The organism is Natronococcus occultus SP4, assembly GCF_000328685.1.
Classification (GTDB): Archaea; Halobacteriota; Halobacteria; order Halobacteriales; family Natrialbaceae; genus Natronococcus; species Natronococcus occultus.
Map to the genome: position 1 here is coordinate 3,838,623 of NC_019974.1, position 14,981 is coordinate 3,853,603.

Annotated in this window: 14 protein-coding genes; 7 read left to right on the top strand and 7 right to left on the bottom strand. The window is 65.9% G+C overall.

Going from position 1 to position 14,981, the window contains the following annotated elements; all coding sequences use genetic code 11:
* Window positions 1-73: 73 nt before the first annotated feature.
* Complete coding sequence (locus NATOC_RS18600; RefSeq protein ID WP_015323030.1) at window positions 74-2,077, bottom strand: MutS-related protein; 2,004 nt, start codon at window positions 2,075-2,077, stop codon at window positions 74-76.
* A 17-nt stretch (window positions 2,078-2,094) separates the two neighbouring features.
* The gene (locus tag NATOC_RS18605; protein ID WP_049888854.1) at window positions 2,095-2,286 is read right to left on the bottom strand and encodes a hypothetical protein; all 192 of its coding nucleotides are present in this window, start codon (window positions 2,284-2,286) and stop codon (window positions 2,095-2,097) included.
* Between the two features lie 96 nt (window positions 2,287-2,382).
* Between NATOC_RS18605 and NATOC_RS18610 the strand changes: the two genes are divergently transcribed.
* Window positions 2,383-2,607: a hypothetical protein gene (locus tag NATOC_RS18610; RefSeq protein ID WP_015323031.1), complete on the top strand. Its 225-nt coding sequence runs from the start codon at window positions 2,383-2,385 to the stop codon at window positions 2,605-2,607.
* Between the two features lie 69 nt (window positions 2,608-2,676).
* Here the strand turns inward: NATOC_RS18610 and NATOC_RS22065 are convergent, their stop codons facing one another.
* Window positions 2,677-2,838: a hypothetical protein gene (locus tag NATOC_RS22065; protein ID WP_157224656.1), complete on the bottom strand. Its 162-nt coding sequence runs from the start codon at window positions 2,836-2,838 to the stop codon at window positions 2,677-2,679.
* 115 nt (window positions 2,839-2,953) lie between these two features.
* Between NATOC_RS22065 and NATOC_RS18615 the strand changes: the two genes are divergently transcribed.
* A complete protein-coding gene (locus NATOC_RS18615; protein WP_015323032.1) occupies window positions 2,954-4,045 on the top strand; it encodes a glutamate-cysteine ligase family protein in 1,092 nt (363 codons plus the stop codon).
* Here NATOC_RS18615 and NATOC_RS18620 read toward each other — a convergent pair whose 3' ends face one another.
* Together NATOC_RS18620 and NATOC_RS18625 are read right to left on the bottom strand one after the other, a co-directional pair.
* Window positions 4,046-4,888, bottom strand: a complete 843-nt coding sequence (locus NATOC_RS18620) for a hypothetical protein (protein WP_015323033.1) — start codon at window positions 4,886-4,888, stop codon at window positions 4,046-4,048.
* A 113-nt stretch (window positions 4,889-5,001) separates the two neighbouring features.
* Entirely contained in the window at window positions 5,002-5,571 is a 570-nt protein-coding gene (locus tag NATOC_RS18625; RefSeq protein WP_015323034.1) for a DUF6789 family protein, read from the bottom strand.
* A 152-nt stretch (window positions 5,572-5,723) separates the two neighbouring features.
* On the opposite strand from NATOC_RS18625, the gene NATOC_RS18630 reads away from it, so the two are divergent.
* From NATOC_RS18630 to NATOC_RS18645, 4 genes are all read left to right on the top strand, one after another.
* On the top strand, window positions 5,724-6,485 hold the full coding sequence (locus NATOC_RS18630) for a hypothetical protein (protein WP_015323035.1): 762 nt from the start codon (window positions 5,724-5,726) through the stop codon (window positions 6,483-6,485).
* Window positions 6,486-6,553: 68 nt separating this feature from the next.
* The gene (gene larE, locus NATOC_RS18635) at window positions 6,554-7,429 is read left to right on the top strand and encodes an ATP-dependent sacrificial sulfur transferase LarE (protein ID WP_015323036.1); all 876 of its coding nucleotides are present in this window, start codon (window positions 6,554-6,556) and stop codon (window positions 7,427-7,429) included.
* A gap of 81 nt (window positions 7,430-7,510) precedes the next feature.
* Window positions 7,511-8,755, top strand: a complete 1,245-nt coding sequence (locus NATOC_RS18640) for a glycosyltransferase (protein WP_015323037.1) — start codon at window positions 7,511-7,513, stop codon at window positions 8,753-8,755.
* A gap of 152 nt (window positions 8,756-8,907) precedes the next feature.
* Window positions 8,908-9,267 carry a hypothetical protein gene (locus tag NATOC_RS18645; protein ID WP_015323038.1) on the top strand — a complete coding sequence of 120 codons (360 nt, stop codon included), beginning with the start codon at window positions 8,908-8,910 and terminating at the stop codon, window positions 9,265-9,267.
* 64 nt (window positions 9,268-9,331) lie between these two features.
* Here the strand turns inward: NATOC_RS18645 and NATOC_RS18650 are convergent, their stop codons facing one another.
* Window positions 9,332-11,104, bottom strand: a complete 1,773-nt coding sequence (locus NATOC_RS18650; protein ID WP_015323039.1) for a nitrite/sulfite reductase — start codon at window positions 11,102-11,104, stop codon at window positions 9,332-9,334.
* Window positions 11,105-11,438: 334 nt separating this feature from the next.
* Window positions 11,439-12,419 carry a twin-arginine translocase subunit TatC gene (locus tag NATOC_RS18655; protein WP_015323040.1) on the bottom strand — a complete coding sequence of 327 codons (981 nt, stop codon included), beginning with the start codon at window positions 12,417-12,419 and terminating at the stop codon, window positions 11,439-11,441.
* A 143-nt stretch (window positions 12,420-12,562) separates the two neighbouring features.
* On the opposite strand from NATOC_RS18655, the gene NATOC_RS18660 reads away from it, so the two are divergent.
* Window positions 12,563-14,935 carry a twin-arginine translocase subunit TatC gene (locus NATOC_RS18660; protein WP_015323041.1) on the top strand — a complete coding sequence of 791 codons (2,373 nt, stop codon included), beginning with the start codon at window positions 12,563-12,565 and terminating at the stop codon, window positions 14,933-14,935.
* Window positions 14,936-14,981: the final 46 nt, after the last annotated feature.

A 14,981-nucleotide genomic window follows, 5' to 3' on the forward strand; every position in this document is an offset into this window, starting at 1 on the left:
TATCTCCTAATTAACGGTGTCTCCCGAACATAAATTATCTTCTGTTTGAATGTGTCCTCAGGAGACTAGTTGTCTAATCGAACTTTTCGAGCAACGTCGCGTAGAACGAGCGTTCTCGGATCGATTCGGACTCTTGCTCGGACTCGTCGGCGAGTTTCTCCACGATCAGTTCGGGCGTCGAGCGGGCCAGCCGGTCTTTCACCGGCGAGCGATTGACCTCGAGTTCGCCGTCGACCAGCCCGACGGCCTCGATCCCGTCGACCGTAACGTCGAACCCGGCCGTCTCTCTGATCTCGCCCGCCAGGTGAGAGACGAAGACCGCGGTCGCGCCGTTGTCCTCGAGCGCCTCGAGGATACCCGCGATGATCTTGGCGCTGGCGCCGGGTTCGGTGATGCTCTCGAGTTCGTCGACCAGTACAAGCGACCCTTCCCCGCTTTGTGCCAGGTCTGCGAACTCCCTGACCGTCGACTCGAAAGCCCCCGCATCGAGGGTTCCCTGGGTCTTCGCGTGGTAGTGAAGATCGTCGAACCGCTGGAGCCGTGCGTCCTCGGCAGGCACCGGGAGCCCCATGTGGGCGAGGACGACGACGCTCGCCACCAGATCCAGCGTCGAGGTCTTCCCGCCGCTGTTGACCCCCGACAGCAGGGCGACGCCGGCAACCTCGTAGTCGACGGGGTCGATCGCCTCGACGGGTTCCTCGAGCAGCGGGGATCGACCGCCCTCGATGGCGAACCCGACGTCGTCGTCGACGACCGTCGGCATCGTACACGCGAACTCGTCGGCAAAACGGGCGACGGCGAGCTCGACGTCGAGTTCGAGCGCGTCACGGACGAGCTGTCGGGCAGCCTCGCGCTGATCGGCAAGGTCGGCCGCGAGCTCCCGCTTGAGTCGACTTGCGCGTCGCTCTCTGGCCGTCGTCAGCTCGGTCCGTAAGCGAGCGACCGCGTCCTCGTCGCGCTTGACCGGAAACGTCGGCTCGTCGGTGAAGATCCGACGGGCCAGCTCGGCCTCCCCGGGTTCCAAGGCGAGTGCGTCGCTCACGTGCTCACGGGCGGCCTCGACGGCGGCCGCGTGCTCGTCGGCCAGCTCTCGGGAGAGCAGCGAGTCGACACCCGCGCCGCGTTCGACCAGCGACAGCAGGTCCGACCCCTCGATTGTGACGTCCTGTTCGCGGATCGCCTCCCGGAGGTGATCGTTGGCGACGGTTTCGGCCGTCCCCACCGCGGCGTCGACGTCGTCTGCGGCCGCCGTCAGCCGGTCGAGCTCCTCGTCGCCGGCGACGGTTCCGTCCGCTGCGAGCCGGGAGAGGCCGCCCTCGAGTGCCGCGAGGTCGTAGTCCGAATCGAGCGCCGCGACGCGGTGAACCTCGATCGCAGCCCGGATCCGGTCGCGGTTGCGCGCGAAAAACGCCAGCGATCGCTCGGGGACGACTTCGGCCGGGTTCCCGAGCGCGTCCGGTTCGACGCGAACGTCGCCTTCGACGGTGATCCCCGCGAACGATTCGTCGAGTGCGATCACCGTCGCGTACCCGCGGGCCAGTTCGGCCAGTCCCTGGGCGTCCTCGACGACCTCGACCGGGAGTTCGGGGATCGCCTCCTTGGCCTCGGCGTAGCGTTCCGCGTCGGTCGTCGCCAGACAGCGCTCGCGGACCCGAACGTCGTCGGGTTCCCGAAGCGGTTCGACGCCCTCGAGCGCCTCGAGGACGTCGGGGTCGGGGTCGCGGGCGAGCGCGTCCTCGGTGAACGCCTGCACCTCCTCGATGCGCGAACGGCGGGCGCTTGGGTACAGCGTCTCGAGGCGTTGGGACGCGTAGTCGGTAACGGTGCGGTCTTTGAGTAACGCGAGCAGACTCCGGTAGACCTCGCGGGCCCGGTCGGTTGCGAGGAACTCGCCGGGATCGTCGTGTTCGTGTCGGATCGCGCCGCGCGCGATGCGAGCGGCCCGGCCCTGCGAGATACCGGGTGCCGACGCGATCGCCGCGACGTCGCCCGTTCGCAGCGCTCGCTCGGGATCGTCGAGGGCCGACAGCGACCGGGCGGTCTTCTCGCCGACGCCCGGGATCGACTCGAGGTCCATCGTTCTCGACCGGCGTATCAGACCGAAGTGAGAAAAATCCTCCCGTCCGAGCGGCCGTCAGCGGTGGTACCACTGGACACGAAGCCGGCGGTCGAATCGCGTTCGGTCAACGACCGGTGATCGACGACGATCGCTCCGTCCGTGAGGAGTGCAGACATCCGGATCCTCGAATACTCGAAACCGGACGGACTGACGGCGAGGACCTTCACCGTTGAAGATCCGGAACGATAGCGTCTGGTGCGGACCGCGTCGGAGCTTGCGCGCTCCGGGGCGCTCGTTATCTTCCCGACCCCGCAAGTGACGGTATGGTACTCAAGAAGCTCCTCGGCTCGGCGGCGACGCGGTCGCTCACGGTCGTTTCGGTGCTCGGAAGCGCCAAGCGAGCGTACGAGCGCGGAAACCACGTTCGCGCAGCCCTCATGCTCGGCGTCGCCGTCCTGGCCTGGAAGTGGGTCATGATCGGAATGGTCGCACAGGGGGTCGTCAACCTGGTTCGAACCGACGACTCCGCCAACTCGAGCGCGGCGTAACTAGTCGCCGAAGTCGGCCGTCTCGAAGCGCTCGGTCGTCAGTTCGTCGGCGAGATTCTTGACCTCCGACTACAGGTCGTCGTTCAGGTCCTCGACCGCACCGACGCCGTGTCCGCCGCTTTTGGCCGTCCGGAGGCCGTTCTTGTTCAGCTCGCCGTCGCTCGCCGACGGCGAGGGACGGGTTCCGTGAAGCTCCGCTTCGGTACCGTCCGACCGTGACCGAGGACGCACAGCCGGCTGGTGCAGGCATGATCGGTTCGACGAAACACCCCGTTAAGAGGACACGAACGGAAACCGTACGGACGCATATTCTGACTAATCACCGACGGTCACGATTTCAACAATCATGAATACGAGTCTCGAAGTCGAGTACTGGGTGATCGACGGCGATGGCGAACTCACCCCGCCCGAATCGCTCGCTGACCTCTCGGAGTACACCGAGCGGGAGTTCGTCGAACCGCTGTTCGAACTGAAGACGCCACCCTGCGAGTCGATCCCGGAGCTTCGGGCGACGTTCGTCAGCCAGCTCGAGGAGGTCCTCGAGACGGCCGAGCGGGCCGACAAGGGGCTGGTGCCGCTGGGAACGCCGCTCAACTGCGACGGCGTCGAGCGCCGCCCCGGCAAGCGTGGGCAGATCCAGAAGGACGTCCTCGGGCCGAAGTTCGATTACGCGAACTACTGTGCCGGAGCCCACCTCCACTTCGAGAAGCGCAACGTGACCGATCAACTCAACGCACTCATCGCGCTGGATCCGGCGCTGGCGCTGGTGAGCTCGTCGCCGTACTACCAGGGTGAGCGCGTCGCGAACAGCGCTCGGGCCCACTGTTACCGAAAGCGAGCCTACGCCGATTTCCCCAGACACGGGCAGCTCTGGAACTACGTCGAAAGCGTCGGCGAGTGGACCCGTCGACTCGAACGGTGCTTCGAAGAGTTCGAGGACGAGGCCCTCGCGGCCGGCGTCGAACCCGAGGCGATCGACGCGAACTTCTCCGTGGACGACGTCGTCTGGACGCCCGTTCGGCTACGCGACGAGATGCCGACCGTCGAGTGGCGCTCCCCCGACGCGGCGCTTCCGAGCCAGCTACTACAGCTGACCGAGGAGCTGTACGCGGTGATGGAGACGCTTCACGACACGAACGTCGAGATCGACGACGGCGACGGCGGTACCGAGGCCGGCCACGTCACCGACGAGGGGGTCCGGCTCCCCGACTACGATACCGTCTTCGATCTCGCCGGGGTCGCGATCCGGAACGGTCTCGGATCGACACCGATCGTGAACTACCTCGATCGGATGGGGTTTTCCGTCCCCGACTACCACCCGATCGCGACCCAGATCGACGGCCGCCAGTACGTGACGAAAAGCGACGCCCGCGAGCTGCGCCTCGAGTACGCGAGCCGGCTCGAGTCCGACGTCGAACAGCTGGCTGCGACGATCTGATCAGACGAGCCCCGCGATGAACGCGATTCCCATCCCGATCAGCACGACGGCGGTGATTGTCGGCAGATAGGGGGTGAGTCGCTCGATCCGTTCGCGGTAGTGCTCGTAGCCCGCGATCAACAGCAGCGTCGGGGCGATGATGGCGACGATGACCGCCAGCGAGTAGAGCAACATCAGCTCGAGGCAGGCCTCGGTCCCGACACAGATCGCCAGAATCTGGATCGGTTCCTCGTGGGCAAAGCCGAGCAGCAGGGCGGTCGTCCCGAGCGCGAGGAGTCCCCGCTCGGCGTGTTCCTCGCTCAGGTGCTGGTGACCGCCGCCAGGAAGCGCGGCCCGAAGCCGCTCGAGGACGCCGGGATCGCTTTCGTGGTCGTGCCGGTGGGAGTGGTGTCCCGACTCGACGCCGCCGTTGGTATGGTGGGCGTGCGAAACGTCGTGGTCGCCGTCCTCGCGATGGTCGTAATCGTGGCTGTGGCTCTCGCCGTGATCGTGTCCGTGGCCGTCGTCGTGATCGTGGGCGCCTTCTCCGTCGTGCTCGTGCATTCCGTGGCCGCCGTGGCGGTACTCGTGGACGCCCAGCAGGATCAGCAGCGTTCCGGCGACGTACCGGAGCCACGGCCCTTCCGCGAACGCGGCGAACGCGCTGAACCAGAAGTACGCCAGCACGAGGACGACGCTGCTGATCAGGTGGCCGACACCGAGGATCGACGCCGCCAGCAGCCCGGCGAGCCAGCGGCGATCCCTGTTGAGCGCGTACGTCGCCGCGATCGGCCAGCCGTGATCGGGTAACACGCCGTGGACGAACCCGATCAGAACGACGCCGGCGACGAGCCCCAGTTCCATACCGTCGCTGAGTGATCGAGGGGGATACTGGTTGTTATGTTTCGAACCGGACGGCCGTAATACGGCTGTGAAGAGTTGTTAATCGGATATCCGAGAATGATAATTTCGGCCGATCAGTTGCCGTCGTCGTACTCGTACTCGTCTTCGGGATCCTCGACGCCCTCGGTTCGCGAGCCGACCCAGGCGCCGAGCGAGAGTCCGTAGACGAGGTGGGCCGCGTGGAACAGCGCGAGCTCGTCGGAATCGAGTCGAATGTCGAGCAGTTCTTTGAGCATGATCTGCGAGCCGAAGGCCGACAGCCCCATCCCGAACACCGATCCCCAGACGAGGCCTCGCTGCTCGGGTTCGATCGAGCGGTCGGCGTCGAACAGCGCGAACAGCGCGCCGAAGATCACCCCGCCCTGGATACCGTAGACGAGGTGGAGAATCAACCCGATGACGGGATGCTCCTCCGGATCGTTCCCGCTGACGTACGTCGACCAGAAGTTCGCCGACGGCGGCAGGGAGCGCAGGATCGGCAGCCGGAACGCCGTCATAATCAGTGTCGCGACGAACCCTGCCTGGATCCCCCGGACCGCCGCACGCGCGGCGTGCTCGGCGCGGGATTCCCGGGCCGTTGCCCCGGTAGTGTCGGAGGCTCCCTTTTTCGACCGCAGTCGTCGGATACGTTCGGAGACGGTCATGGTGCTCTCGTAGCATCTACCGCGAACAGGAACTTAACGCTCCGGCGTGCAGTGGACGGCCAGTACGCCACAGCGGGACGAACACTCGACGAGAACGAGGGGACGGCGGGGATCCGAAAACGCTTATTACAGACCAGTGTCACGTTCGGGGCGTGAGTTCGGTCGACTGGCCCTCAGTTGCGATCGGCGCCTACGCTGGTCTTCTCGGCGTCCTCGGCGGCGTCGCGGTCGGGGTCGAGGGAGCGGGACTGATCGTCGCCTGCGGACTCGTCTGTATCGGGATCGCCGTCGCGCTCGGCGGTCGCCCCGAGGCATGGGTCACAGCGGGCCGTCGACGGCTGCTCGCGGTGCCGATGGTCGGTCCGCTGGTGTCGGTCGTCGCCCTCGATGACGTCGGGGTCGCCGACATCTCGTTAGCGACGCGGTTCTCCCTGCTCGGGCTGGTGGCGCTCGGACTCGTCGTCTGGGTCCTCGGTACCCGAGTCTACGCCGCACACGCCGCGGGAGAACTGAGAGTCCGCTGGGTCGCAACCCCCGACCGGCGGAGACGGCGACGACTGCACGCCGCCACGCTGTTGTTCGGCGTCGGATCAGTCGGCGCGTTCGCTGGGACGCTGTACGGGCTCCCCTCGAGTTTCCTGACGGCTGGGGTCGTAGCGATCGTTGTTCTGCAGATCAGCGTGCGGCGGGACCGGGTGTACGAGGCCTGCGAGCATGGACTTCGGTACCAGGAGTCGGGAGCCGTCACCACCCGGTTTCTCCCCTGGGACCGCTTCGATGGGGTCCGCGAGACCGAGGACGCGGTCGTCCTCGAGCGCCGTCGGTGGCTCGACGAACGGATGGCCGGCGACGAGGTCCCCGCGGACGCCCGCGCGGCGCTTGCGACTGCGGTCGGAGACGCAGGCGGGGACTGACCGAGCTAACGCGATCGGTGGCCGCCGAACGACAACGTACTTTTGCCCGTTCGGTTCGAACGAGGGCCATGATCGAGGCGAAACTCGAGGACGCACGCGCGGACCTCGAGAGCCGCGACGGCGTGTTGGTCGCCTTCTCCGGCGGGGTCGATTCGAGCGTGGTGGCCGCCCTCGCGGAGGACGCGCTGGGCGAGGACGCGGTCGCCTGCACCGCCAAAAGCGAGACGCTGCCGGAGGCCGAACTCGAGGACGCGCGGCGGGTCGCCGACGAGATCGGTATCCGCCACGAGATCGTCGAGTTCTCCGAGCTCGACAGCGACGCCTTCGTCGAGAACGACGACGACCGGTGCTACCACTGTCGGACGATGCGACTGGGCGAGATGCTCGAAGCCGCCCGCGAGCTCGGGATCGAAACGGTCTGTGACGGGACCAACGCCGACGACCCGGGTGCGGGCCACCGTCCGGGGCTGCAGGCCGTCGAGGAGCTCGAGGTCCACTCCCCGCTGCTGGCCCACGACATCACCAAAGCGGAGGTTCGCGAGATCGCCGACCGGTACGGCCTCTCGGTGGCCGACAAGCCGTCGATGGCGTGTCTGTCCTCGCGCATCCCGACCGGGCTCGAGGTCACCGAGGATCGCCTGACGAGAGTCGAACGGGCGGAGGCGCTGCTCCGACAGTGGGGGTTCGACCAGTTCCGCGTCCGCGACCACGATGGGCTAGCTCGTATCGAGGTCTCGCCCGACGAGCTCGAACGGGCGCTCGAACTCGAGTTCGTCGAGACCGTTCGCGAGGAGCTCTCGGAGATCGGGTTCGACCACGTCACGCTCGATCTGCACGGCTACCGGACCGGGAGCGTCAGTCCCGGCGGGGAGAGCACGCACGACGAGAGCGATGCCGGCGACGACACGGTCGTCGAGGACGTCTTCGCGACGGAGTCGAGCTGACGGTTCGGAGCCGGCGACTGCGAATCGTTGGCTGCGAGGCGTGCAAACAGTGATTCGGGAGGGCGTGGAAGTTGTGATACGATGCACCCCGTAGAGACCGCGGCTCGGCGGCTCTCGGCCTACGACCAGTATCTCGACCCGCAGCGACGGAGCGAAATCCGCGAGCGGGCCGACGCGCTCGCGGGCGAACGGATCGCCCACGTCAACACGACCGCCGACGGCGGCGGAGTCGCGGAGATCCTGCACGCACTGGTTCCGCTCTCGGCCGACGTCGGCGTCGACGTCGACTGGTACGTCATGGACGCGCCCGACGGGTTCTACGAGGTCACCAAGACGATCCACAACGGGCTACAGGGGGATCACACTCCGATCACCGGCGAGATGCGCGAGACGTACCGGCGCGTCACCCGCGAGAACGCGACCGCACTTGAGGAACGATACGACGCGATCGTCCTCCACGATCCCCAGTCGCTGGGGATGGCGCCCGTCCTCGCCGACCGGTTTCCCGACGCGACCCTGCTCTGGCGCTGTCACATCGACCCGACGAACGCGGCCCAACCCTACCTCGAGTTCGTCGAGTCATTTCTCGATCCGATCGATCGGACGATCGTCAGCCACCCGGCCTACGCCGAGGCGCTCGACGACGCGGACGCGGCGATCGTCCACCCCGCGATCGATCCGCTGACCGAGAAGAACCGACCGCTCGAGGAGGTCCCGGCAGATCTGGAGGGAGGAAGTCCGGACGAGTACCCGTTCGACGACGACCGTCCGCTGGTGGTTCAGGTCTCGCGGTTCGACCCCTGGAAGGATCCGCTGGGCGTGGTCGAAGCCTACCGGCGCGTCCGCGAGGCGGGATCCGACGTCCAGCTGGTGCTCGCCGGCGGGATGCCCGACGACGACCCCGAAGGGATCGAGATCCACCGCGAGGTCGCGGCTGAGACCGCGGACGACGATGACGTGTACCTGCTGACGGATCTTCCGGACGTCGGAATCAACGTGCTCCAGCGATGCGCCGACGTCGCCGTCCAGAAGTCCCTTCGGGAAGGGTTCGCGCTGACCGTTTCCGAGACGCTGTGGAAGGAAACGCCGGTCGTCGGCACAAACGTCGGCGGTATCCCGCTCCAGATCGAGGACGGCGAGAACGGCTACCTCGTCGATCCCGACGACATCGGTGCGACTGCGGATCGGCTCGCCCGGCTGCTCGCCGACGATGGGCTGCGAGCCCGACTCGGGAAACGGGGTCGGGAAACCGTTCGCGATCGATTTCTCCTCCCGCGGCTGCTCGAGGAGTACCTTACCCTCCTCGAAGAGGGGATCAGTCGCTGATCGTCCAGTAGTACCGGTTCCTGATAGTCGTTCGTTCAGTGTATAACCGGATTCGGGGCGAAGAACCTGCCGACAGAAGGATTTCTGATTTTCTTTCGGAAATATTGCGCAAGTCGATACGAACGTAGCCGTCCGGCGGGTATCGATGACCGATGGACGACGAGGACGCCCCGTCCCCGTGGAGGATCGAAACCGACCGAACCTACAGCGCGGCCGACAGCGACCGGGAGTTGCGCTACCTCGCGTACCGCCACGAGTCAGACGACCTGCGCGTGAAGGTCGCTCCCGCGGCCCTCGAGGGCGACTCCCACCCCGGCTACGCGCTCACGGTCACGAGCTACCCGGGACTGGAGCTCTCGGAGACGAAATCGGTCAGAACGGTGTTGACGTTCGAACGGTGCGATCGGATCGCACGCGAGTTCATGGAGCTGTTTTCGGCGCGTTACGACGGCCCGGGAAGCCTCGAGGACGCCCTCGAGTACGCACACCGGCGGACGGCGGACCACCGGTAGCCGGTTCGCCGCGACCGAGGCGAACGGCGAAAGACGAACGAAGAAACGAGCCGCCGGCTCCCGTTCAGTCGTCGGAGGGAACCAGCGAGCTCTTGGCGGTCGCCTCCGCCAGCGACTCCGACTCCGCGAACGGGTACCAGGACTGCTTGGCGTCGGTCATGTACGGCGCCTCGAACTCCGTCTCCTCGGGTTCGCAGAACTCGATCAACGACTCGGTCCCGGTCGCCTCGACCCACTGGCGGAACGTCTGTCCCTCTCGGCGGTGAGCCGCGAACGCCTCGAGCAGGTTCTTGATCGCACCCGGTGCCTCGTCGGCGGGGACCCGCTGTTGGACCCACTCGACGAACGACGGCTCCTCGCCGACCCCGCCGCCGACGCCGATGTCGAACGCCTCGACCATCTCGCCGTCCTTGCGGGCGCGCATCCCCTGGAGGCCGATGTCGGCGGTCATCGCCTGGCCGCAGTCGGCCGTACAGCCCGAGTAGTGCATCTTGATGCTCTCGACGTCATCGGGTAGGTCGACGTTCTTGTTGAGCCAGCGCAGCGTACGGGCCATCCGGGCTTTCGTCTCGGTCAGCGCGATCGAGCAAAACTCCGTCCCGGTACAGGCCATCGCGCCGCGCTCGAACGGGCTCGGCTCGGGTCGGTACTCGGAGAGCAGCGGTTCGGCGAGCAGCTCCTCGAGGACGTCCTCGTGAACGTCGACGATCACGGGGTTCTGCCGGCGCGTGAGCCGCAGTTCGCCGGAGCCGTACTCGTCGGCGAGGGCAGCGAGTTCGAGGGCGTCCTCGGCGGGCATGCGCCCGACCGGGACCGTTAGCCCGACGTAGTGCATCCCCTCGCCGGTCTGGTCGTGGACCCCGACGTGGTCTCGCTTCCCCGCGTCGGCGGGTTTGCCGGCGTTGTAGGTGTACTCCTCGCGGAAGCTCTCGCCCGCGGTTTCGAGTTCGAAGTCGACGTACTCCTCCTGAAGCGTCTCGCGGATCTCCTCCTCGCCCCAGTCCTCGACGAAAAAGCGCGAGCGGTTCTTGGAGCGGTTCTGACGGTCGCCGTACTCGTGGTAGAGCTCGACGAACCCACGGCCGACCTCGTAGGCGTTCTCGGGCCGGACGAAGACGTCGAGCGGGCTCGCAGCGCGGGGCTGGCGACCGCCGAGGCCGCCGCCGATCCGGACGTTGAACCCGCGGACCGCCTCACCATCGATCTCCTTGCGCGCCGGCTCGAAGCCGATGTCGTTGAGCGTGTCCTGCGCACAGCCCGATTTCGAGCCCGTCACGCTGATGTTGAACTTCCGGGGCATGTTCGCCAGGGCGTCGTCGCCCCGGAGCTCCTCCTGGAACCGTTCGAGCAGCGGCCCCGAGTCGACGTACTCCTCGACCTTGCCGTGGAGGGCGCTGCCGGAGATGTTCCGCATCGTATCACCACCCGACGAGCGAGAGGAGACCCCGACCGACTCCAGTTTCTCCCAGATCTCGGGGACGTCCTCGAGTTTCAGCCAGTGGAGCTGGATCGACTGTCGGGTCGTCAGATCGATCCAGCCGTCGCCGAACTCGGGGTTCTCGACGGGTCCCGTCGCGTAGTCGCGGGCGACCTCGGCGATCGCTTGCAGCTGTCCTGGTTCGAGGACGCCGCTGGCGTTCGTCAGCCGCATCATGAAGTACGACTCCTGGCCGTCCCGCTGGTGAAAGAGCCCCCAGAACTTGAACCGGGTAAACCACTCCTCGCGCTCGTCCTCCGGGATCGCCTCGTACCCGCCGTCCTCGGCGAACTCGAGGATGTGTTCGCGAACCTCGTCGCCGTAGCAACCTTCCTTTTGTGCTTCCTTCTTATGCGCCATTGTCGACCACCCTGATCTGACGATCGGACCCGGATCCACAGATTTTATCTCCAAACATGGGCGAAATCACGTTTCCTACACATGTTCCTAACCAATATAACTGTAATCGTTTACAGATGTCCCATTCTTCCAGTTATCGTACGTCAGCTCTTGGATCTCTAATCGAGTACAATCTGTATAAGGAGATATGCGTGAACGAAACGGGGTCGTCGACGACGGTTCCCAACGGTGGGCGTCGAAAACGGATCCGAACGGTTGTGGTATCGTCGGGACGAGTCGCGACTGAGAAGACGAAGCGCGTCCGCGAGGACCGGAGATCGTGACCCGGCGACCGCTACCTGCCGGTCCAGCGCAACAACAGCAGCGTCCCCTCGAACAGCAGGATCATCGTGACCGCGACGAGGATCGGCGCCATCATCGTCGGGTCGACGGTGAACATGAAGGACAGCCCCGCGAAGCCGGCCCAGAAGTAGAGCCGCTTGCTCTCGAGCCACTTCCGGGTCGTTACGCCCATCATGATCGCCAGCATCATGAACAGCGGAATCTGGAAGACGATCGCGAGGAAGCCGGTCAGGGTGATGATCAGATCGAACGTATCTCCAAGCGCGTAGGCGATCCCCGCGCTCCCCTCGGCGTAGAACGTGAAGTACTGGAAGAGGATCGGCAACACGAGCAGGTACGAAAAGATCATCCCCAGCGCTCCCAGAACGACGCTGGTCGGAACCGCCGCGAGGTAGTACTTGCGTTCGTTGGGGTACAGCCCCGGCTTCATGAACAGGTAACACTGGTAGACGAACATCGGCAGCGCGACCATGATGCCAAGCAGCGCCGAGAGCTTGATCCGGGTCAGCCACAGCTCCAGCGGGTGGTAGATGTGTGGCGGCGGCACCTGTTCGAACTGGGAGGGGAAGACGTTGTGCCAGACGTGATCGATCGCCTGGGAGGCCCACAGCAGCCCGATCGCGGTCCCGGCCGCACCGACGAGAAAGACGACCGCCAGCCGGAGCACCATCTCCTCGATGTGGTCGGCCAGGGGCATCTCCTCGTCGTCCGGCGGGGTCGAGATCCCGCCGACGTCGTCGTCCGGATCGGGGTAGGCCGGTTCCGACTCCTCCTGGCGGTCGCCGACGATCCCCTCGCCGTCGGTCTCGAGTTCGGGTTCCTCGTCGTCGGCACTCTCGAGCGCGCCGTCGTCGCCCGCCGTCCCGTCGTCTGCAGGTTCGGAATCGGCGTCGCTCGAGCCCTCAGCCGCGGGCTCGTCCCGCGGCTCCTCGGGGGGTTCGACGTCCCCATCGGTCGCCGACTCGTCCGACATCTACCGAGATATAGATAGCCCGCCAGTTATAGGCCTTTTCTTACGGACACCGGAATCCGCGGCCGAGCCGCCGTCGGTTCCCGAGACGGCCGTTTCGTACACGAAAGGTTGATAACCGGATGTCAGCTACAATCCACCAGTAAATGAGTTCTGCCGTCGACGAGGACACGGCCCGCGCCATCAACACCGGCCGGGAAACGATCGGCGCGATGCTCTCGAGCCTCCAGACGCACCTCCAGAAGGTGTTTATCGTCTTCGTCCTCGGCTTCCTGGGTTCCTTCTACGCGCTGCGGGTCTGGATCTGGGACTTCCTCGAGGCGACCGCGACCTCGGAGATGAACCAGGTCGTCGCCGACGCGACCGAGATCATTACCCGCACCCCCTTCGAGGTGATTCTGCTACAGGCGAAGATCGGAATGCTGGTCGGAATCATCGTCGCGATCCCGGCCCTGCTGTATTTCTCCCGTCAGAAGCTTCGCGAGCGCGGATTTAAGTCGAAGGTGCCGATCTCGCGGCTCCACATGGCCGGGTTCGCGATCACCTCGTTCGTCCTGTTCTGGGTCGGGATCTTCTACGCCTACGCGATCTTCTTCCCGTTCGCGTTCGACTTCCTCGGGGCCGTCGCGTTCGACGCCGGCGTCAACCCCAGTTGGGGGATCACCGAGTTCACCGAGTTCATCGCCCTCCTGACGCTTTCCTTTGGCCTCGCGGCGCAGATGCCGCTGTTCATGGGCGTGCTCTCGTACACGGAGATCGTCCCTTACGAGACGTTCCGGGACAAGTGGCGCCACGCGGCGGTCGCGATCACGGTCTTCGGCGCGATGTTCTCCCCGCCGGACCCGTTCACGCTGATCATGTGGGCAATGCCGCTGTTCGCGCTGTACGTCTTCAGCCTCGGCCTCGCGAAGGTCGTCGCTAACGTTCGCCGCCGGGGCGCGGCCGAGCTCGACACCGGAACCGGACTGATGAAACGGCGGCTCGCCCAGTTCCTCGGCCTCATCGTCCTCAGCGGGATCGCCGCAGTCGTTTTCGTCAGCCAGGGCGGGTTCGCGTTCGTCAACCAGGAGGTGTATCCGAACCTCCCCGGATGGCTCCAGCCAGAGGGCGGGACGCTCGGCTTCTGGGAGCTGTACGCCGAGTACGGCGCGCTGGGTATCGTCGCCATCGGGGCCATCGCTGCCGGCATCGTCGGCGGGCTCGTTCTGCTCGGGTACACGATAAAAGTCCTCCAGGAGCCCGTCTACCCGCGCGAGGACGACATCCGGGCCGCCCAGACCGCCGACGACGTCGACTTCGAGACGCTGACCGCCGACGACATCGAGGACGTCCCGGCGCCGGTCTTCCTGAACATGGAAGAGGAGGAGGCCCTCGAACGCTCCCGGAAGGCGATGTACGACGACAACCGGGAGAAGGCACAGGCGATCCTCGACCGGTACGACGGACTCCAGAAACAACAACAGCGGTCCGAGGACGGTCCCGGCGCGGACTCGAACGTCGGCGCGTCCGGCGGCGGGGCGGCAGGCGCCGGCGCCGGGAGCGGGGCCGCCGAGGGCGAGGAAGAAGAGGGACTGTTCTCGAGCACCGCCGCCGGAATGCTCGACGCCTTCACCGAAGAGGAGACGACCGAGGACGACATCGGCGGCTACGCCTACGACCTCGCCTTCATCTTCAACAGCCTCACCTCGAAGATGTTCTACATCGTCGGCGTGTTCATGGTCGTCCTCGGCGGCACCTTCGTCGCGCTCTACCAGGGCGGGTTCGGTGTCGTCCTGACCCAGTTCGTCGACCGCGTTCCGGCGAGCGCCCTCGCCGAGGTGACGGAGATGAGCGAGGAGGAGATCGCCGCCGCCGACTCGACCGAGGCGATGACGGAAATCCTCAACGAGGCGGGGCTGGTCATCGCGCTCCATCCCGTCGAGGTGTTGATCTTCATGGTGAAGGTCAGTACGATCCTGGCGATCATCGCCGTCCTCCCGCTGATCATGTACTGGGCCTGGCCCGCCGCCAGGGAGCGCGGGCTCGTTCGGGGCGACCCGCGCGTATTCCTCGTCTGGGGCGGAGCGATCATCGGCGGGTTCGCGATGGGGCTCGTGCTTGGCTTCTACTGGATCGCGCCCGCGGTGATCTCGTATCTGATCACCGACGCCGTCGTCAACGGGATGGAGATCTCCTACCGGATCAACAACTTCTCGTGGCTCGTGATCTACACGACGCTGGGCGTCGGGTTCCTGTTTAACATCATCGTCACGATGGCGCTGTTCCACGTCGGCGGGATCATCAACTACCGGACGATGCTCAACCGCTGGCGGCCCGTCGTCGTCGGAATCTTCACCGCGGCGGCGTTTTTCAGCCCGAAGGGGATCCTGACAATGTTGCTCGTCGCGATCCCGATCGCACTGACCTACGTACTCGGGCTCGCCGTCCTGTACGTCCTCACCGGGGGTGGTCGCTTCTTTGGCGGCGGTGGCGGCGGGACGGCCGACCCCGAGCCCGAAGCGACGCCGGCGGCCGAGTAACCCGGTCCGATCGCCGACGGCTTAAGGGGACGCCCTCCGAACGCCT